Below are 18,959 nucleotides of genomic sequence, written 5' to 3' on the forward strand. Positions count from 1 at the left end.
CTATGCAGTTGCTGAACGTCCCCACCCCCCCGGGAATCGTTTGGGCCTTGGTGCGTTTCATGGCGGCAGAGGGAAAACCCACGCCCAAAAAGACGATCACCATGTACCTGGAGCCCGGGGAAGCAGAAGCAAAAAACACCGGCCCCGTGCATCACTCCTTGAGCACGCTCAAAGATCTGGGCCTGGCGGTCCGGTCCGAAGATGACGACTGGTCGCTCGCCGGTGGGCTGGAAGCCATGGAAGTGGATGACTATGCGCGGTTCCAAAGGGTGGCACGCACGGCTGTTTTGGGCGTTAAGGGGGAAGTGCCGGATCCGCCCGATGACATCCGCCGCGCCCTTGTCTGGATCTTGACGAGAGATCCGTTTACAGAGTCTTTCAACTGGGCGTCAATCGATCAGTTGTACAACCGCTCAGCACCCGATGGTCAACTGGTGCTGGCGAACGACACTCGGTGGCCCTCCTTGGCCGCTTGGGGCACCGCACTGGGCCTGCTTGCGCCTGCATCTCACACGGCCAGCCGGCATGTGCCGGATTGCACGCGTGCCGTGCGTCAGGTGCTTAGCGATGGACTGGAACTTGGCCGCCCCTCCGATTCCATGAGCGCCTTGCAGTTGCTGCGCAGCCAACTGCCAGTGCTGCCAGGGGGTGCACTGGCTACGTCACTGGGTTATGCACTTGATGCTCCGAAGGTCGCAGGTGCCGCCCTTTCCTTTGCCCTGGCGCGCGGCGAACACGAAGGTTGGCTGCTCTTGGGCCAGGACTCGGACGCGTCCGTGGTCATCAACCTCCACGACCCGGAACGGACTTCTGTCCGCATTTGTTCATCCATCACCCTGCTGGAGGGCGACGATGCCTAAGCTGCGCGACTACGTCTGCTGGGACATCGAACGGGTCGTCTCGACGATCCAGACCGAGGCAGTGGTGGCCTCCTCCGCCGTGTTCTTGGCGACCCATACTCCCCTCCAGATCCAACGCGCCGAGATCAGCGGAAGGACGTTCAACAACACCGGCCAGATGGTCAGCGAGAAGGATGTCCTGAAGGATTTCCTGGGACGTAAGACGGCAACGGGGACCGTGCTCCTACCCATCGTCGGCGAGTCCGGGTCCGGAAAGTCACATCTGGTCCGCTGGGTGCGAGAGAACCTCCCGGCGTCGAGCAAACGCAAGGTGATCTACCTCGAGAAGTCCAAGACCAGCCTGCGGCACGTGATCGAGTCACTGCTGGAGGGTGTCGAAGACGAGGAGATCTCGAAGATCCGCGCGGATGTACGCAGCTCCACCAGCAGCATGGATGCACCCGCGTTGACTCTGCGACTCATCAATGAGTTGATGCTCGCACTTGCGGGGACCACTTCTGCCGGGCTGCGGGGCCGGCAGCGGCAACTGGCCGGCCCGAAGGGCCTGGCGCTGGTCCTGCAGGACCCGGTCCTCCAGGAGCAGATGTTGGAGAAAGGGAAGTTCGTTCCACGCTTCGCCGAGCACATGCTCAGCGACCGCGGTTCGGATGCTGAGCGCCCTCCTCACTTCAGCGTTGACGACCTGCCACTCAGCGTCGCCTCGTCCATGGACGGGGTTGCCGCACCCACCAGGGTCATGCTCAGACTGCTGCTGTCGAAGCCCGAGATGCGCGACGCGGCCGTGGACCTGCTCAACGAATATTGGGAGAAGTCGGTCCAGGCCACTTCTTCCCTCGGCGGCGGTCGCGTCCTGGATGCGATGAAGAAGGTACGTGAAATTTACGCACAGCAGGGCAAGGAGATCGTCCTGCTGGTCGAGGACTTTGCTTTGATTCAGGGGGTCCAGGGCGATCTGCTGGATGCGATCACCGAGACGTCGCAGCGCGAGGGCCGCACCGTGCTCGCCCCGATGCGCACACTCATGGCCATCACCAGCGGTTACTTCCACGATCTACCGGAGACAGCCGGCACCCGCATAGAGGCATCCACAGGCGGCCACGTCTATAACCTGGACCTCGTCCTGAACGAGCACGACAGCGAGGAAGCAATCGCTTCCTTCGCCGGCCGCTACCTCAACGCAGCTCGGGTGGGGCGCAAGGAGTTGGAGGCGCATGCCGGGGAGTCGGTACCCAACCGGTGCGCAAGCTGCCCAGTCCAGACGGCGTGTCATGACGCGTTCGGCAAGTCAACCGAAGGTTACGGGCTATATCCGTTCAACCCTTCTGCCCTGCGGCGGACCGTTCACGCAATCGCTCCGACCGGGCAGCCGCTCGCCTTTGTGCCGCGGAGGGTTCTCAGTCGGGCCCTGATTCCTGTCCTGACCGAAGGTTACGACAGCATCCAAGCGGGCTCGTTCCCCGACGAACAGTTCCGCAGTCGCTTCAAGAGCAACCGCGACGCCAACGACCTTCCATTGGCCAGCCGAGTGCGGGAACAGATCGAGGATCTCGACCAGGTTGATGGCGCACGCCGTGAGAAACTTCTGGAGTTTTGGGCCGACAGCCCCACCGAACTCGCCAATCTCGACTCGGGTGTCGCTACCGCCTTCTCTCTGCCTGACCTTCCCGTCGACTCCAGTCGCGCGAAGCCACTCGCGCCGGCATCTCGATCGACGTCCGTGAAGCGTCCTGGGGTCGACCCGCCAGTCGACGGTGACTCGCTTCTGCCACGGGGCCTGCAAAAGCGTCTGGAACTGGTGGAGAGTTGGAGCACCGGTGATGCCGGCCTGCCGACGACGGAAGCCTCCGCCGTGCGTTCGATGATCTCGCGAGCTGCTTTCTACCGTCAGGATTGGCTGCACCCGCCGGTGAAGCCGCTTGGCGTGAATGATGCTGAAAAGGCAGGCTGGACCAACAAGGCGAACACCGTCTCCATCGAGCAAGCCGCGGCTGAAGCGCTGTCCCGAGGTGACTCGCCGGTCATCTTCAAGCGCACCCCCACCAATGCAGAATTCTTCAAAAGCCTGATCTCCCTGAGTGCTGAGTCCGCAGTTGGGGTGCGGCCTCAGGACGTAGTGCGCCTGTCGAGCATGGCTGACCGCTACGCCCGCGTCTTGCGTGAACGCGTCACTGAGCAGTCCCAGGTCGGCGATGATGACCTGGTAGCGGGTCTACGTGTGTCGCTGATGGGCGCCGCGCTCGCCGGCCACGCCCATCCTGGCGCGCCTCTGGCGCAGTTGTATGCCGCCGCCTTCCATCCCGGCCAATCTTGGTCGCGATCCGATGCTTCGTCCCGTACACCGCTGTGGCAGACGAGTCTGGCTAGTCATCTGGGCAAGCGAGGCACTCTGGTGGACAGGTTGCGCGGAGCGCTCGGTGTGGGGCAGGGAACGGGCGCAGTGCAGGTCATCGACGCGGCCCGGGCACGGCCCCTGCTGCGGCGTGCCGCCGAGCAATGGGTGTTGGATGAACTCGAGTTGCCCAGGTGGGCGCAGGAGGCTGCGCAGCCGCTGACAGGGTGGCGCGTACTGGTGCCCGCTCAGCATGCTCAGTTGGTTTCTCTCTTGCAGGAAGTACGACAGTGGTTCCCGCGGGGAGAGCGCTCGACTGACCTGCTGAGCCAACTGGATGCCTCGCTGCGAGTGGCAGCAGAGTTGGGCCTGGAAGGCGGCAACCAGGTTCCAGCAATTCGCCAACTGTCTAAGACGATCGAGGACGCTGATTGGGCCAGTTTGACGGCCCTGGAACGGGACCTGGCCAAGCTCACCCTCGACCTTGAGGTGCCTGCCACGATAACCGCCGCGCTGCAAGGCGTCGTCCCGATCAGGGATCCCCACCTGGCAGACATGCATCAACTGCTTCAGCAGGCGGATGCGTTCCTTAGTGATGCGTTGCAGGCGGCCAAAGCGCGCGGGCAGACAGCCGCTAGCACCGCCAGTCAGCAAATGGGAGGGTTGATGGACGCCTGGCAGCAAATCGCTCAGGACGCCCAGATGGCTTCGGAGGGCGAGGCATGAGCACATCGGTTCTGGACAAGGCGCGCGCTCTTCAAAATCAGGCGCGGCACATTGCCGAAGCGCAGAAGGACGCCGCCCAGCAGGAGCGCGTGGTGCGGCGCATCGAAGAGGTACGCAGCGCACTGGAGAAGGCCACCGGGCAGATGGAGGTTGCTGCGCTCCTCAAGGAGCGCACGGGGCAGTCGGTAAACCTGGCGTCCCTGGTTAGCGCGTATGAGCGTTTTGAGAACAAATCTCGTGGTGGCCTTCCGGCCGACCGGGTGTTCACGGAAGCCCAAAAAGCGCTCGAGGCCTGCGCCAAGGAGTTCGCTTCCGCGATTTGGGAGGCCTGGGTGGTATGGGCGCGGGCACGTGTGAGCGAGGTGTCATCGGTGCGTTTCGCGGCCCTGGCTCCGGCGGAACGCCGTGAGGCGGAGACATTGCTACAGGACATGCGCCGGCATGCCGAGCGCAAGACCGTCGACGGCACTGTGATCCGCGCCTTTTGTACCGCTTACGCGGATTTGGCGCGTCTTTTGGAGCACGCGCCCAGCGATGTGCCGGCGAAACTCGCCCAGTTGATTGAGCGGATCGATGCAGGTGGGCTGACGCTACGCGACCTGAGTACGGGTGACATTGCGTTGCTGCGTGAATACGATCAGGATGCTTGGATCTCTGTCACTCGGAAGGCGGATTGACGGTCGGTGGCTTCGCAAACGGTTCCCAGTCGCGCTCTGCTTGGACGTGCACTCACGGTGCTTGAAGATCTTGAGTTGCCGTTGCTGTCCTGGGGGGTGACGGAGGGAGCCTTGACGCACGATGAGGTGGTGCGCGCGCTGTGGAGGCTGGCTGAACAGGACCCCGAGGCTGCTCATATGGGGGGCGAGGGACTGCTGGAAAGCCTGGTGCAGCGGCATCTGCTATTCCGTTTGCCCAACGGTCCCGAACGCTACCGCACACGTCTGGCAGAGGGTGTGCGGCTGACCGCGACCTTGCGCCAGTCTTTTGCCCCGCGGGGTTTTCGGCCCGGGTCGTCGCAACTCCCGGAGCGGTGGTGGGAGCAGGGCCGGCGTTTGGTGGCGGACTACCGCCTGCACGTAGCCGAACGCCGTTATCCGAAGCGGAACATACACGCCGCCGACGCGATAGCCGAGATGGCCCAGGTGACCGGGTGGACGAACCTGCACGCTGAGGTGGCGCGCAGCCAGATCGGCAACTACTCCCTGTCCCGGTTTCAAGTCGACGCCACCAAAGCGGTGCTGCAGGGCCTGCAAGCGGCCGACTCACGCGGCATCGTGGTCAGCGCCGGCACCGGCAGTGGCAAAACGCTGGCGTTTTATCTGCCCGACTTTGCGGCCCTGGCGCACGATCAGCGCCGCAACGCGGTGCATACCCTGGCGTTGTATCCGCGGGTGGAGTTGCTGCGGGACCAGTTGCAAGACGCAGTGGCAGGAAATCTTCGGCTGATGCAGCAGGGCTTGAGCGCGCCGCGAATCGGCGTGCTGTATGCCAAGACCCCGTGGGAGGCAGCAAATCTTACTCAGCCTGACGCCAAACGCGGGGGTGCAGCCTGGCCGGTGTTGGGGAATGGTTTCGTCTGCCCCTACCTGGGGTGCCCCTCGTGTGATGGCGGCCAGTTGGTGTGGTCGCGTCGCGACATCGAGCAGCAGCGGGAAGTGCTGCAGTGCGCGAAGTGTCGCCGCCAGTTGCCGGCGGGGATGGTGGCACTGACGCGGCAGTCGCTGCGCCAGGACGCTCCCAAGTTGCTCTTCACCACCACCGAGATGCTCAACCGGGCTAGTTCGGGGTCGGCGCTGGGGCGGGTACTGGGCTGGGTGCCGGGGGCGGGGCCGCGGGTGGTGCTGCTGGACGAGGTACACACGCACTCCGGCTCGACCGGCGCGCAGACCGCCTTGTTGTTGCGGCGATGGCGCTATGCCCGGCGCACCCCGGTGACGTTTGTGGGGCTGAGTGCCACGCTGCGCCATGCCGATCAGTTCATGGCCCAACTGACCGGTCTGGCGCCGGAGAAGGTCACCTTGATCCAGCCGCATCCGGCCGATATGGAGAGCGAGGGACGCGAGTACGCGCTGGCGCTGCGGGGCGATCCCGTCTCGGGCGTGAGTTTGCTGTCGGTGGCGATCCAGACCGCCATGCTGCAGGGTCGACTCCTTGACCACAACACCCCTTTGCAGCAGTCCCTTCACGGCAGCCGGGGCTTTCTGTTCACCGATGACCTGGACGTCACCAATCGGTTGTACGACGACTTGCGGGATGCCGAAGGCGGCCAGAGAGGTCGGCAAGCGCAGCGCAAGCCCCTCAAGCCGGTGTTGGCGGCGCTACGCAGTCCGGACCTGCCCGCACAAGATATCCGGTATGCGTTGGGCCAGTCGTGGAACCTTCCCGAACGGATCGGGCACCACCTCAGCCAAGACCTGACTCAGAGGCCGCTAACGATCGGGCGGACCTCATCGCAGGATGCCGGTGTGGATGCAGAGGCCCATCTGGTCGTGGCGACGGCGTCACTCGAGGTGGGCTTCAACGATCCCCGCGTCGGATTGGTACTGCAGCACAAGGCCCCCCATGACGCTGCCTCCTTCCTTCAACGACGTGGGCGTGCCGGGCGTGAGCGTGGCACGCGGCCGTTGACGGTGGTGACGCTGACCGACTTCGGGCGGGACCGGTTGGCCTACCAGGGCTACGACGCGCTGTTCTCCCCCGAGGTTGCCGCGCGGTCTCTGCCGTTGGGTAACCGCCACATCGTCAAAATTCAGGGCGCCCAAGCACTGGTGGACTGGCTGGGCATCCGGTTGCGTCAGCGCAGGATCGAGGCGGACGCGCGCCATCTTCTGACCGGGATGGCTACTCCGACGCCAGGTGAGAAGTATTCGCGGGCACGGCACCAGATGCGGGTTGATCTTGCTGCTTTGCTGGACGGCGACGATCGGTTGCTAGCCGATCTGACCGTGCACCTGCAGCGGTCTTTTGCACTGGATGACGACGGTGTGCTGGCGCTGCTGTGGGAACAGCCGCGGTCGCTGATGCTCGCGGTCGCGCCGACCATCCTGCGGCGCCTTCAGGTGGGCGACAATGCTGTGCACAACGATGCCGGAGCAGCTTCGTCCGCATTCTTGCCGGAGTTCATCACCCGCTCGCTGTTCGATCCGTTGAATCTGCCCGAGGTGGAGCTCGAACTTCCGTTCCACGCTGACGGCGAGGAACGGTTGCCGGTGGGGCGGGCGCTGGCGGAAGCAGTCCCCGGCCGGGTCAGCCGCCGCTACGGCTACCAAAGCGACCGTCACCGCACCTGGCTGCCGGTCCCAGTTGGCACGAGTGACGTCACCATCGATTTGAAGAAGATCGTCAAGCTGGGATTTCCGCAAGGCCGGTGGAACAGCGGCCGCGGAGATGTGGGGACGCTGCTAGTCACGCGTCCCCAAACATTGATCCTTGCCGCACCTGATGAAGATGTGGCCAGCCATTCCCAAGGGCGTCCAGTGTGGGCGAGCGAGTTTGTACGCAACTGGTCGGGCGGCCCCATCGAGGCCGCCGTGCCGGAGTTGGCGGCCTGGCAAGGCCGCATTGCGCGGGTTGGCTTTGCCACGCACGCGGCGGGCAACCCCATCGAAGTGCGGCGCATGACCTACGGCGCCGAATGCGATGTCGCGCGTGGCACGCCGGTGAAACGGGAACGGGTGTCGGTCCGTTACACCCTGGACGGCGAAGCCGCCGCTATGGGGTTTGCCTCCATTGTCGATGCGCTCCAGGTCGGGGTTTCGGCTTTGGATGTCACCGCGCCACGGATCGTGGAGCATCTTCACTCACGACAGTGGCGTACGAAGGCGTTCACCCGCATCGTCGCTGAGGATCCGCGTATCAGCGCGCACGCCAATGTGTTCCAGCGGGGCTGGCTGGCGCTGGTCTACCTGGCCGCATTCGCTGTACGGGGGCTACACAAGGAGACACCAGAGGCAATCCACGCGGCTTTGACCGGTGGGGCGTGGCGCGAGCAGGTGGAGCAGATCATCCAGATGCTGTACCGGCAAGACCCGATAGCCGGTGGTCCACAAGCAACGGGTGGCGGAGCTGCCGACAGGGTGACAGCAGATCTGGAAGCGCTCAGCCAGCAGCCAGATGTGACGCAGGCCATGGATGAGGCGGGTGCACTGCTGTTTTCTGCGGAGATTGCGTCGGTCACCGCCGATCTGGCCCGTCGCACCTACCGTGACACGCTGGCCGCGGCCATTCTGGAGGCTGTGTTGCGTATATGTCCCGATGCCCAGGACGGTGACGTGACCCTCGATGTGGTGACCGGCAGTGACGAGATCGACACGATCTGGATCAGTGAGACGTCGGAAGGTGGCCTGGGCATCATTGAGGCTCTGGCCTACCGCTACGGCGAAGATCCGGCCCGCTTTTGGGCACTGGTTGCGTCTGCGTTGCGGCCCAACGCCTATGAGTGCACCGATCGGCGGCTGACGGACCTGCTGCGGCATGTCATGGATGAGGAGCCGGGCGGGGAGTTGGCCCACGCAATGGGACAGGTGCGGGCTGCGCAGTCGGCAGGCAAAGCGACGAAGGCCCTAGAGCAGGTCCGCGCGGCATGGTCGGGGTTGGATGGCGCGCCTCGGCATGCTGATGTGGCGGCGTTGGCGACGCGGTTGCTGCGTCCAGGCTCGGATCGGATGACGGATGCCTCCGCATGGGCGCTGATTCAAGCCTGGGATGGTCTGGAAGAGGCCCTCGGTATCGAGGTCGATGCCCGGGTGGTGGCGTATGCGGCTGGGGCCGGTGGGTTGCCGCTGCCTCGGCCTTTGACGTCGGATCAGGCGTTCAGCATGCTGTGGCCGCGTGGTGATCAGGCCCGCAACCATCACCTGGAGTCGTATCAGCCCTACCGGGACGGTGAGCGGCCGACCGTACTGGATCGGCTGCTGGTTGCGGCGGTGCATGCGCAGGATGTGCCGCGGATCGACGGCACGGCCAAGGACTGGGTTGAGCAGTATCAGAAGATGCTGGCCCAGGTCAGGGAAGTAGATGTGGTGCTGCCTCTGAACCGGCCGGAGGCGCTGCGTACGGTGATGCTGCAGGTGCCGCTCGTAAAGGTGGACCGCGACGTGATGAGCCTGTTTGGAGAAGTAACTCAAGTGAGCCGCGATCCCGAGCACGTGCTAGTGCGATGCGTCATCAAGGAATCGGAGCAGTGATCACGCCGCGCACTCTGCGCACCAACGCACGCAGCGCGTTGCGCGCGGACTCGCTGATCCGCACGGCGCTGTTGGCGCAGTTGGCCGGTGGGCAGGGCGAGTTGTGGCTGGTGTCGGCGTGGATCAGCGATGTGGAGTTGGTAGACAACTCCGATGGCTCCTTCGACTATGTGCTCGGCGAGGACCCACCGGAGCGCTGCCGTTTGTCGGATCTGCTGGTGCTGCTGGCACGGGCCGGAATGACCGTGCGTGTAGTGACTCGGCCGACCGTGGCCAATGAGGCCTTCGTGCAACGCTTGCACGCGGGTGCAGACTCGACCTGTGACCTGCGAGTGGTCGAAGACGACGACGTTCATGAAAAGTGTTTGGTGGGTCCGGGATGGATCTTCCAGGGCTCGATGAACTTCACTCGCAACGGCCTGGCCCGTAACAAGGAACAGATCACATATGCCGTGGACGAGCGCGCCGCTGCGCAGGCTCTGGTCGAGTTTCAGCACGAGTGGGAGCGGGCGTGAAGAGCGCTGAGGAGACCCAGACAGGCCAGGACGGGACGCTGAAGGCGTTCGTCGATCTGTTTCTCAATCCGGTGCACAACGCCGCAGGCAAGCATCCGGAATGGTGCGCAGTGTTCCGGGACAGTGCCCTCCAAGCCCAGCGGGCACCCCTGGTGCTGCCGCGCCTGTGGGATGCGACAACTGAGTCCGCCTATTACGTGATCGCCCGACGGCCGAACGAGGCGGCCGTGGTACGTGATCTTCTGGTGGCTTTCGCCGGCCCGTCCATTGTGAAGGTCGGCTATGACGTTCCCGTAGACCTGGATGACGCTGATGTGATCGAGGCGGCTATTGCCGCCCGTTACGGGCTTGCCAGCACGTTCAAGCTGCGGGCTCCGCGCGACAAGCGCAAGGAGTTGCACGGGGCGCTGACGCGGATGCTGGCGTTGGTGGAGCACAGTCCGCAGCGCGCGTGGTCGGCGCCCAAGCCGTTGGGCCGGTTGCTGACGGATTTTGAATCAGCGCTGGTGGGCGGTGCTCCACAGGTGGTCGCGGAGATTTTGGAACAGATAGGCCGGCAGGGCGGCCTATCTGTGGCCAACCTCAAACATCTTCAGATCAAGCGGCTGGCGGTGCTGGGCCGGGCTCAGGAGTTGCTTAACCTGCCGGGGTTGCGAGAGATCCTTTTGCAGGACCCTCCCCGGGCTGTGAAGGACATGGTCCTCAGCGCTATCTATTCCACCTGCATCGAGCCTGCGTTGGCCGAGGGATCTTTGGAGGATGCCTGCGCGGCGCTGGCGCAACCGCAGGTGCCGATAGCGTTGCTGGCCGAAGAAAATCCGGTGCACTTCAGTGATGCAGCCGCAGCGGCCCTACTGGTCGGTTTGCTGGCGCGCGGGCAGGTAACAGAGTTGGCCCGTGCCACTTCGGCCTTGGATGCGGTGCAGCGGTCGTCGGCAGTGCCAGCCGGCATGGACTCCTATCGCGCGACTGCTTCTGGCACCACTGCAGAAGAGGCAGACTCGGCAGCGGATGTCAGCGCCGCACGCTCCGCCCGCACAGCAGAAGCACCCCACGCCGGTGGCGCGGCGTGTCTGCCGGCATCGTGGGAAGAACTGCTCGCAGCTGTTGCCGACGCAGACAAGGCTGCGCTGCAGGTCTGCCGGGACATGGAGGCCGGCGGCAGCACCCAGTTGCCCTTGGCTACAGATGCCAGCGTGGATGCGACTTTGGCCGACCTGCTGTCCGGTTTGAGTGATGCGGGCTACGAGAACGTGTGGCGGTGCGCCCTGTCCCCGTTCTTGCAGGAGGTCGCCCGCAGCGCTACGTCCCTACCGTTGACTCTGTCGCAGATCACCGCCAGCAGTATCGGCCAGCGGCGCGATCCAGCGAATTTGGCTGTGCTTGATCTGCTGCTGGAATTGTTCTTGCGTACGTCGCCGTCCGCGGACGACTACGACGAGTTCCTTGAGTATCTGACCATGCGGGTGCAGGAGTGGGTTGCCTCGGAGACCGCCAGCCAGACACTGGACTTCGTCGACCGGTTGGCCGCCTTCGCCACCCCGGATCCGCAAATCCGCGCGCAGGCCGCACTGGAGTTGCTTGCCCCGCTGAATCGGCACGCCCAGCGACTCGACGAAGCGTGCCTGGCCTCGGCGCATTCCCTGTCCGACGAGTTGGAGTTGGGCCTTGTCTGGCCCGCCTGGCAGGCGGAGTCCAGCAGCGAGAGCGCCGTCACCATCTTGCCGGCTCATGTGCTGGTGTACGGCATGGATGCAGGCGTGCTGGAGCGCGTGCAGCAGTGGATGGCGGATCACTACCCTCAAGTAAAGATGTCGCTGTCCGGGGACAAGGTGGGCTCCAGCCGACTGCGGGAGGTGGCGCGCCATGCGGACTTCAGCGTACTGATCACACAGTGCGCCACCCATGCCGCCACCAATTTCATCAGCCAGCATGCGCAGGCGGTGGTGTATCCGAGGGGGGCCGGGTCGGTGTCGGTGGTTCGTGCCATCGTGGATGCGCTGCAGGATCGCTCTGCCCAACTGGCAGCCGCCGAGGATGGGCGTAAGCGCGGCAGATGAGGGGCATTCACCGTGTCCGATCCAGGAACGGTGAACCCAGTCGGCCGGTCAGCCCCGCACGGTGCGCACCAGCAGGTCGGTGAGCAGGCGGATGTCGTTGGGGGTGTTTTGCAGGCCGTTCCAGCGGCGCTGTTCGCCGTCAGGGAAGCGCCACATGCCGGAGGTCCAGGCGGTGACCGGCATCAGGCTCAGGATGGCGTTGCGGACTCGGTCGCAGTCGACGTCTTCGGCAGCCATGCCGTCGGTGAGGCTATCCATGACGAAGCCCATGGCTTGGATGCCTGCTCCGTGGCTGAGGCGGGACTGGCGGGGCGGGAGCTTCCAGGCGTCGCTGAAGGTTTCCTGCACGATGGCCCAAAAGGAGCGCAGGTGCAGCAGCATACGTTCGACGTCGCCGGAGCCGTCTTCGGGGTTGCGGTACTGGTAGAGGGCCCCTTCGAAGAGGCTGTGCTCCAGCATGCGCAGCAGACTGGTGTCTTTGATGTTGCCGTGGGGGGAGGTGGGGCTGGCGACGCGGCCGTAGAAGGGGCCCTTGCCGTCGGTGTTGAGGCGGGTCATCAACTGCGCTGGCAGGCGCTTGCGGGCGTAAGAGGGAGGGAGGTGTCCGCTGGTTTCGGGCAGCAGTTCGTGGATGAGGCCCTTGGGTAGCGGCTTGGTGGAGTTGACCAGGATGAACTGGGAGCGCTGGTCTTGTTGATCGTCGGCGATGAAGCCGACGGCAGCTACGGGGAATTCGGCCAGGTCCGCGTCGCGGATGGCGGCGCTGCGCTGCTGTCCGTCCACGATCAGGGCGGGCTTTTCCTCATCGGGAAGGGATTCGTCGACGGGGATGACCAATTCTCCCGGGACGGAGTAGTCGACGCCGGCAGCCCGGCGTGCTCCGGTCTCGAACCTGACGGACTCGTCGAACGCCAGGACCAGGGCGTTGGGGAGCATGGCGTTGTCGGACTCGAGGTAGCGGCGGATGCCCCGGACGTGGCTGAGGACTTCGGGCCGCTGATAGCCCTGCAGGCTGCTGCTGTCGTCCCGCCGGACGCGGGAGACGGCGGCGAAGCTGTGGATCTTCTTGCCGTCGACAGCGAAGCAGTAGATTTTTCGCTCTCCCTGACGCACTTCAAGTGCAGGGAGCCTGAGTTCATAGCGGTCGGCCATCGCATCTCCTGACATGGGTAAAAAGTAGAGGGCGGATCTTACCCGAAGGTGAGTGATCGCATTTTCGCTTCGAGTACGGTCAAATTATGAAATCCGCGACGCTTGTTTCGCTCACTCCCCCGGAATATCACGATCTCAATTCCGTGTTTCTCGCACAGGGCGCAGGGGCAGATGCGCCAGGGCGCATCGCTCAGGGTGCGCTCGTACACTTCGAGGTAGCTTTTCTTTTTCGGCCCGAGTACCAGGGATTCGTAGGTTCCGAGGGCAATCAGGACCTCCTCTATGGATGTTTCCTCGCGATCAAATTCGCGTAGGGCGCGCAGGCTGGCTCGCTCGGCAGTGATTGCTTCTGCCTGCGACACGTTCCCGGACAGGATGAGCCGCTTGAGTGCGGGGTTTCCGTCGACTTGGGGGACCCTGATGGCCGTGTAGGAGTCGGTGGCCGAGTGGTAGTTATTGCGGTCATCCATGAAGGCCTGACGGAAAACGGAGGTACTGTCGAAACTGGTCACGCCGTGGTGGGCGAACTGTTCCATGCTGTCCACCCGGTTGATGCCGAGGAGATGCAGTCCTGTTCCCGGGGAGCGAATGTCGTCGATGGCGCGCAGACAGGAGAGGATTTCGTGCGATTTGAGGGGTACCATGCCACCCAGTGCGATGCGCCGGTAACCCATCTTCTGCAATTGGTTCACACTGTGCGCGTAGCTTTGCGGGCCCCAGCCCTGTGCTGCACCGACCGGTTCGAAGCGCGCGCCTGATTTTCGTGTTGCGGTAATGAATTCTTCGGCAAGTTCCAGGGAGATTTGCTGCCGGGCGATCCAGGCATCTTCGGGCTGCTTATCAGACTCTTCGGGAATATATCCGAAGATAATGTGGTCGATACTAATTCCCGCATCGAATCCACAACGGCCGTAGAAGTCCATGACTTCATCCACCTCGTAAGGCGGACGCTCTTCGTCTATATAGTTGAAGGCACCACAGTCACCGATCGTGGCACAGACTTCGGGGAGACGGAAAAAATTTCTCACGCCCAGCCGGTAGAAACGCTCGCGCTGCGGGGAGGAGTATTTCCCCGAGCCTTTCACGGATCCGTCGACAACCGCCTTGCTGACGAGGATCCCGTCGTATGGGATCGGCGTCACAACCTGGTGAGCGTAGACGTCGTCCCGTTGGCGCACTCGATAGGGGGAGTACTCGTCGTTGACGAAGTCGTAGGTGGGGCTCACCAGGTCCTGACTGTCAGGAAAATAGAATTTCACGCGGCTTTTGCCTTTTCCTGCACATAGATACGGAGGAGGTAGTTCGACAGGGTACTGATGTGGCGCGGGTTGTTCTGGAGTTCGTTCCAAGGAATGTTCAGATCCGGCCAGCGCCCGTCGGTCCAACGGCAGTGCGGTGCGACTAGTGCGAGTTCTGCCCGTGCCTGCTCAAGCGCATGGGGGGATGCAGGGGGGATGGCCATCATTACGCGGTCCATGAGACGCCCCATGGACCGGATGCCCACTCCGTGCATCAGCCGACTCCGAGTCGCCGGCAGGCCCCACGCTTCCGGGAAGGTGTCGCGGACAGCATTCCAATAGATGACAAGAATCTGCCGGATGGTGGCAGTGTCGACGGTGCCATTGGACAGATTTTTGTAGGGGAAGAAAACACCCGAAGGGGAGTTGAGGGATTCTTGTATGGCCGTGGTGAGGCTGTTGTCGGTGACAACAGCCTCCGCTTTCTGCTCGGCAGTGGTGGAAGGGCGGCGCACCAACCCATGGAAGGGCGAATCCTTGTCCTGATTGAGGGCTTCGACCAGGACCGAAGGAAGTTTCCTGGCGGACAGTTTGGTCGGCAGTACCGTGCCGACTTCGGGAAGCAGTTCGGTGACGAGGTTGGTCGGCAGCGGAGAGACCGTGTTCACGCGCAGGAACTGGTCTCGTTGGGTTTCCAGGTCTTCGGCGACGAACCCGGCAATGGTCACGGCCAGGCGGGTGTTGCGGGTACGTGCCAGAGCGAGGCTGCGCTGCTGGCCGTCGACGATCCAGGCCGGCCGGGGGGCATCGGCGGAATCGGGGAGAGGGATCTCCAGCGTCCCGGAGGTACACAGGCCGTCGCTGCTGCTGGGGCCGGGGCTGGACTTGAACCGCACACTGGAGGGCAAGGCGAGGATCAGTCCGTTGGGAAAGAGGACCTCGTCACTGTCGAGATACTCCAGGATCTGCTTGACGTGCTGCTTTTTCTCGGGGCGCTGGTAGCCGATGAGCCTGCCGGCCTCGTCCCGGGAGATCCGCGCGACGTCGGCGACCTGGTGCACCTCTTCTGCCGCCAACGTGAACACATAAAGCGGGATCGTGGGGTGCTGCTCGATCCGCAGGGCCCGACGCTTAAGCACAGTGAAAGTCATCCGCGGCCAATCGTTGATGTGTACAGGTCTGCGAAGCGCTTCTGTTCACAGGCCATCCCCTTGTCTCTGAAGAGACGCAGCAGTCGAGTGCGGGAGGAGTCGGGGTGGAGGGCCTTCATCTCTTTGATGAAGGCGGTCACCAGCTCGTCCGACATAGGCGTGCGGGCGTAACGTTCGGGCCGGGCCGCCTGAGAGGCCCAGGCATCCCAACGCGCCTGTGCCTCAGGGCTGATAAGGCGGCCCGGCGTGCAGTGCTCGAGCCAGGCGGCCGCCATGCGGGCGTTCAAGCTGGTGAGGGTTCCGCCGAGGGCCTGCCGCAGGGCGGCATTGGCCGGCACACGCAGCACCCCGTCCAGATCGCAGGCGCCCCCGATCAGCACCACCTCGGCGTCGGCGGCCGCGAGCCCACGCAAGTCCCGCTGCATGGCCCGGGCGTAGGTCTCCGACAGCACCACCAGTGCCCGTCCGGTGGCCGTGGCGATCTTAGACAGATCGCTGGTGCCGTCCAGGTGCTGCAGGTGATCCCACCACCGGGATGCTTCAGGACTGGAGAAAGCCACGGAATCTGCGTGTCGTGGTACGAAAGTCGCTGCATACGACGGCGCCAGGCTGGAGACTTGCCGGAGGCCCAGGCCGGCCGAGGCTACATAGAGGCGAGGGACAAACCCTGCTCGAACTGCGGCGTCGGTGAGAGCGAGCGCACGCCGCCACTGATCCCCCTGGTAGAGGTCCTGCAGTTTCGCCCGCCGGCCCTGGACTACCTGCAGGCGACGTGCCCATTCCGCGGCTCGCTGCGGCAAATCGCCGGTGGGCAGGGTGCGGGCTTGCAGGTCCGCGGGGGGTGGTGAGGCCTTCCGGTCCGTGCACGTGACGACGATGGGCAACTCGTTCACTGCGGCTCGACCCCTGGCTTCCGTAACTCGATTCTTGTTGTGATTACTGTAGCCGGTAGTTAGGGGGGTAGGCTGCACCTGCCTCAACTGAGGAAACTGGACTGCAGATAGGGGAGTGACAGCATGGACCGTCCCGCGATCGTGTTGCTGAGCGGCGGCCTGGACTCGACCACGGTGCTGGCCATCGCCAAGGACCAGGGATTCACTCCCTACGCGCTCAGCTTCCGCTACGGCCAGCGGCACAGCATCGAGTTGGAGGCGGCTCAGCGCGTGGCGCAGACCCAGGGCGTGGCCCGGCACGTCATTGCCGACATCGATCTGCGGGTCTTCGGCGGCTCTGCCCTGACATCTGACATTGAGGTGCCCAAGCACGAGACCCTGGAGGACGTCGAGGAGGGTGGGGTGCCGATCACGTATGTGCCGGCCCGCAACACGATTTTCCTCTCATTTGCGCTGGCGTTCGCCGAGACGGTCGGTGCCAGCGACATCTTCACCGGGGTCACAGCCGTGGACTACAGCGGCTACCCTGACTGCCGCCCCGAGTACATGGAGGCCTTCGCCACCATGGCCAACCTGGCCACCCGAGCCGGTGTGGAAGGAACCTCCAAGATCACCCTGCATTCCCCCCTGATCGCGCTGTCCAAGGCCGACATCGTGCGCGAGGGCCTGCGACTGGGCGTGGACTACTCCCTGACTTCCTCCTGCTACGACCCCGACGAGCAGGGGCGCGCCTGCGGTAAGTGCGACACCTGCCTGCTGCGCCTGAAGGGCTTCGCTGAAGCCGGCGTGAAGGACCCCGTCCGGTATCAGAGCGCCTGAGCATGACCTACCTGATCAAGGAAATCTTCTACACCCTGCAGGGAGAAGGCAGCCACGCAGGGCGTCCGGCGGTCTTCTGCCGCTTCTCCCGCTGCAACCTCTGGACGGGCCGGGAACAGGACAGGACCCGCGCCATCTGCCAGTTCTGCGACACCGACTTCGTCGGCACCGACGGTGAAGGTGGCGGCCGCTTTCGCACCCCGCAGGAACTGGCCGATGCCGTGGAGGCCGCCTGGCCCACGACCGATCGAGCCCAACGGTTCGTGGTCTGCACCGGCGGAGAGCCTCTGCTGCAACTGGATGAAGAAGCCATCGATGCTCTGCACGAGCGCGGCTTCGAAATCGCAGTGGAAACAAACGGCACTCGCCCGGCCCCACGAGGAATCGACTGGTTGTGCGTTAGCCCCAAGATCGGCTCCACCCTGGCCCTCACCCAGGGTGACGAGCTGAAACTGGTCTACCCGCAGGCCGGCGGCGACCCCGCCCAGTTCGAAGAACTGGACTTCCGGCACTTCAGGCTGCAACCGCTGGATGACGCTCACCGTGAAGCCCATACCCGTGCCACCGTCGAATACTGCATGAAGAACCCGCGCTGGACTCTCTCCCTCCAGACGCACAAGTATCTGGGAATTCAGTAATGGAAATCTTTCGCGAGTTCACCTTCGAAGCAGCGCACCGCCTGCCGCGCGTACCTGAGGGCCACAAGTGTGCCCGCCTCCACGGCCACTCCTACAAGGTGATCGTGCACGTCGAAGCCCCCGTCGATGCAGAACTGGGCTGGGTGATGGACTTCGGCGACATCAAGCGGGCCTTCAAACCCATCGATGCTCAACTCGACCACTACTACCTGAACGACATCGAAGGCCTGGACAACCCCACCAGCGAGAACCTGGCCCGCTGGATCTGGGACCGGCTGATCGGCGAACTTCCCGCACTGTCCGAGATCACCGTGCGGGAAACCTGCACCTCCGGATGCACCTATCGAGGCGTGTAAGGCATGCACGACATCCAAAACGAACACGACCGCCGCGGCATTGCCATCGACGAGGTGGGCATCAGCGGCCTGCGTTACCCCCTCACCTTCGACGACGGCTACACACGACAGCAGGGCATTGCTGAGATCAGCGCCACCGTCGGCCTTCAAGCCGACCGGCGCGGCACCCACATGAGCCGCATGGTCGCGCTCGTGCACGAGGAAGTCGCCACGTTGACCCCGCAGGAGTTCCCCATCGCCCTCAAGCGTGGCCTCGCCCTGCTCGATACACCGGCTCTCACCCTCACTCTGAGCCTGCCCATCGCCACGACGGTCACCGCCCCCGCCAGCCAGCGAGAATCCTGGCAGGCCCACGACGTCACCGTCACCGGACGCATCACCGCTTCTGGATGCACTGTCACCACCTCGGTGACCACGCACGTCACCAGCCTGTGCCCCTGCTCCAAAGCCATCTCGGATTACGGCGCCCACAACCAGCGCAGCGAGATCACTTTGGAGATCACCGGCACCGACGACACCCCTTATCCCCTGCCCGTCCACGAGATCATCCACTTGTTGCGCGCCAGTGGCTCCGCTCCCGTCATCCCGCTTATCAAGCGGCCTGACGAACGCGTAGTCACCATGCAGGCCTACGACCACCCCGTCTTTGTCGAAGACATCATCCGGGACATAAGCCTCACCTGCCGGGACAGAGGACTCACCCACACCGTCACGGCGAAGAACCTGGAAAGCATCCACAGCCACGACGCCATCGCAACCCTCACCTACAACCACTCCTGACCCACCAAGGGCGACTCCGGCCACCATCACGGAACGATCAGTGGGCGATTCCTAGCCGAGTGACGCCGACCAACGGTCACGCCTGCCACCAGGGCCAACCACCGTGCACGACTCCGGTCGGGACTGCAGCGCCCGTAGCGCACCCGGCCCTCGTCGCCGTCTCGCGGCGTGGCCCCGAGAGGCCGCGAGTACTTGCGCTATATAAATCGCTCCGACTAGGAAGTCATCTCATTTGGCTAGCCTGCGGTAGCAGATG

14 protein-coding genes are annotated in these 18,959 nt (G+C 64.0%); 10 read left to right on the top strand and 4 right to left on the bottom strand.

What is annotated here, in order from left to right:
- Positions 1–2: 2 nt before the first annotated feature.
- Genes dpdG through dpdD form a run of 6 tightly spaced genes read left to right on the top strand, consistent with a single transcriptional unit; the run spans position 3 to position 11,676 of the window.
- Complete coding sequence (gene dpdG / locus Q0994_RS22520; protein WP_299537802.1) at positions 3–860, top strand: protein DpdG; 858 nt, start codon at positions 3–5, stop codon at positions 858–860.
- Positions 853–3,915, top strand: coding sequence for a protein DpdH (gene dpdH, locus Q0994_RS22525; protein WP_299537803.1), 3,063 nt, complete (start codon positions 853–855; stop codon positions 3,913–3,915). Before dpdG ends, dpdH begins: the two co-directional genes overlap by 8 nt.
- Positions 3,912–4,592 carry a hypothetical protein gene (locus Q0994_RS22530; RefSeq protein ID WP_299537804.1) on the top strand — a complete coding sequence of 227 codons (681 nt, stop codon included), beginning with the start codon at positions 3,912–3,914 and terminating at the stop codon, positions 4,590–4,592. Before dpdH ends, Q0994_RS22530 begins: the two co-directional genes overlap by 4 nt.
- A gap of 57 nt (positions 4,593–4,649) precedes the next feature.
- Entirely contained in the window at positions 4,650–9,101 is a 4,452-nt protein-coding gene (gene dpdJ, locus Q0994_RS22535; RefSeq protein ID WP_299537805.1) for a protein DpdJ, read from the top strand.
- Positions 9,098–9,616 (top strand): phospholipase D-like domain-containing protein DpdK, encoded by a 519-nt coding sequence (gene dpdK / locus Q0994_RS22540; RefSeq protein WP_299537807.1) that lies wholly within the window; start codon positions 9,098–9,100, stop codon positions 9,614–9,616. Before dpdJ ends, dpdK begins: the two co-directional genes overlap by 4 nt.
- The gene (gene dpdD, locus Q0994_RS22545; protein ID WP_299537808.1) at positions 9,613–11,676 is read left to right on the top strand and encodes a protein DpdD; all 2,064 of its coding nucleotides are present in this window, start codon (positions 9,613–9,615) and stop codon (positions 11,674–11,676) included. The genes dpdK and dpdD overlap by 4 nt, the downstream gene beginning before the upstream one ends.
- Before the next feature lie 48 nt (positions 11,677–11,724).
- On the opposite strand, the gene dbpB (Q0994_RS22550) is transcribed toward dpdD, so the two are convergent.
- Genes dbpB (Q0994_RS22550) through Q0994_RS22565 form a run of 4 tightly spaced genes read right to left on the bottom strand, consistent with a single transcriptional unit; the run spans position 11,725 to position 15,777 of the window.
- Positions 11,725–12,828, bottom strand: a complete 1,104-nt coding sequence (gene dbpB / locus Q0994_RS22550) for a DGQHR domain-containing protein DpdB (RefSeq protein ID WP_299537809.1) — start codon at positions 12,826–12,828, stop codon at positions 11,725–11,727.
- Positions 12,829–12,866: 38 nt separating this feature from the next.
- A complete protein-coding gene (gene dpdA / locus Q0994_RS22555) occupies positions 12,867–14,087 on the bottom strand; it encodes a tRNA-guanine transglycosylase DpdA (RefSeq protein WP_299537811.1) in 1,221 nt (406 codons plus the stop codon).
- The gene (dbpB, locus tag Q0994_RS22560; RefSeq protein WP_299537812.1) at positions 14,084–15,217 is read right to left on the bottom strand and encodes a DGQHR domain-containing protein DpdB; all 1,134 of its coding nucleotides are present in this window, start codon (positions 15,215–15,217) and stop codon (positions 14,084–14,086) included. Before dbpB (Q0994_RS22560) ends, dpdA begins: the two co-directional genes overlap by 4 nt.
- Complete coding sequence (locus Q0994_RS22565; protein WP_299537813.1) at positions 15,214–15,777, bottom strand: hypothetical protein; 564 nt, start codon at positions 15,775–15,777, stop codon at positions 15,214–15,216. The genes dbpB (Q0994_RS22560) and Q0994_RS22565 overlap by 4 nt, the downstream gene beginning before the upstream one ends.
- Positions 15,778–16,233: 456 nt before the next feature.
- Between Q0994_RS22565 and queC the strand changes: the two genes are divergently transcribed.
- The 4 genes from queC to Q0994_RS22585 are packed head-to-tail and all read left to right on the top strand — an operon-like array spanning position 16,234 to position 18,703.
- Positions 16,234–16,929, top strand: a complete 696-nt coding sequence (gene queC, locus Q0994_RS22570) for a 7-cyano-7-deazaguanine synthase QueC (protein WP_071339525.1) — start codon at positions 16,234–16,236, stop codon at positions 16,927–16,929.
- Between the two features lie 2 nt (positions 16,930–16,931).
- Positions 16,932–17,567 carry a 7-carboxy-7-deazaguanine synthase gene (queE, locus tag Q0994_RS22575; protein WP_299537816.1) on the top strand — a complete coding sequence of 212 codons (636 nt, stop codon included), beginning with the start codon at positions 16,932–16,934 and terminating at the stop codon, positions 17,565–17,567.
- Entirely contained in the window at positions 17,567–17,923 is a 357-nt protein-coding gene (gene queD, locus Q0994_RS22580; RefSeq protein WP_018551858.1) for a 6-carboxytetrahydropterin synthase QueD, read from the top strand. The genes queE and queD overlap by 1 nt, the downstream gene beginning before the upstream one ends.
- A gap of 3 nt (positions 17,924–17,926) precedes the next feature.
- Positions 17,927–18,703 (top strand): GTP cyclohydrolase I FolE2, encoded by a 777-nt coding sequence (locus Q0994_RS22585; protein WP_299537820.1) that lies wholly within the window; start codon positions 17,927–17,929, stop codon positions 18,701–18,703.
- Positions 18,704–18,959 lie beyond the last annotated feature (256 nt).

The sequence above is a fragment of the uncultured Streptomyces sp. genome (genome assembly GCF_947488945.1).
In the GTDB taxonomy this organism is placed as follows: domain Bacteria; phylum Actinomycetota; class Actinomycetes; order Streptomycetales; family Streptomycetaceae; genus Streptomyces.

Bases quoted from the DNA above. Each gene is read 5' to 3' on its own strand.
- dpdG (WP_299537802.1), top strand. From the start codon at position 3: ATGCAGTTGCTGAACGTCCCCACCCCCCCGGGAATCGTTTGGGCCTTG.
- dpdH (WP_299537803.1), top strand. From the start codon at position 853: ATGCCTAAGCTGCGCGACTACGTCTGCTGGGACATCGAACGGGTCGTC.
- Q0994_RS22530 (WP_299537804.1), top strand. From the start codon at position 3,912: ATGAGCACATCGGTTCTGGACAAGGCGCGCGCTCTTCAAAATCAGGCG.
- dbpB (WP_299537809.1), bottom strand. From the start codon at position 12,828: ATGGCCGACCGCTATGAACTCAGGCTCCCTGCACTTGAAGTGCGTCAG.
- dbpB (WP_299537812.1), bottom strand. From the start codon at position 15,217: ATGACTTTCACTGTGCTTAAGCGTCGGGCCCTGCGGATCGAGCAGCAC.
- queC (WP_071339525.1), top strand. From the start codon at position 16,234: ATGGACCGTCCCGCGATCGTGTTGCTGAGCGGCGGCCTGGACTCGACC.
- queE (WP_299537816.1), top strand. From the start codon at position 16,932: ATGACCTACCTGATCAAGGAAATCTTCTACACCCTGCAGGGAGAAGGC.
- queD (WP_018551858.1), top strand. From the start codon at position 17,567: ATGGAAATCTTTCGCGAGTTCACCTTCGAAGCAGCGCACCGCCTGCCG.
- Q0994_RS22585 (WP_299537820.1), top strand. From the start codon at position 17,927: ATGCACGACATCCAAAACGAACACGACCGCCGCGGCATTGCCATCGAC.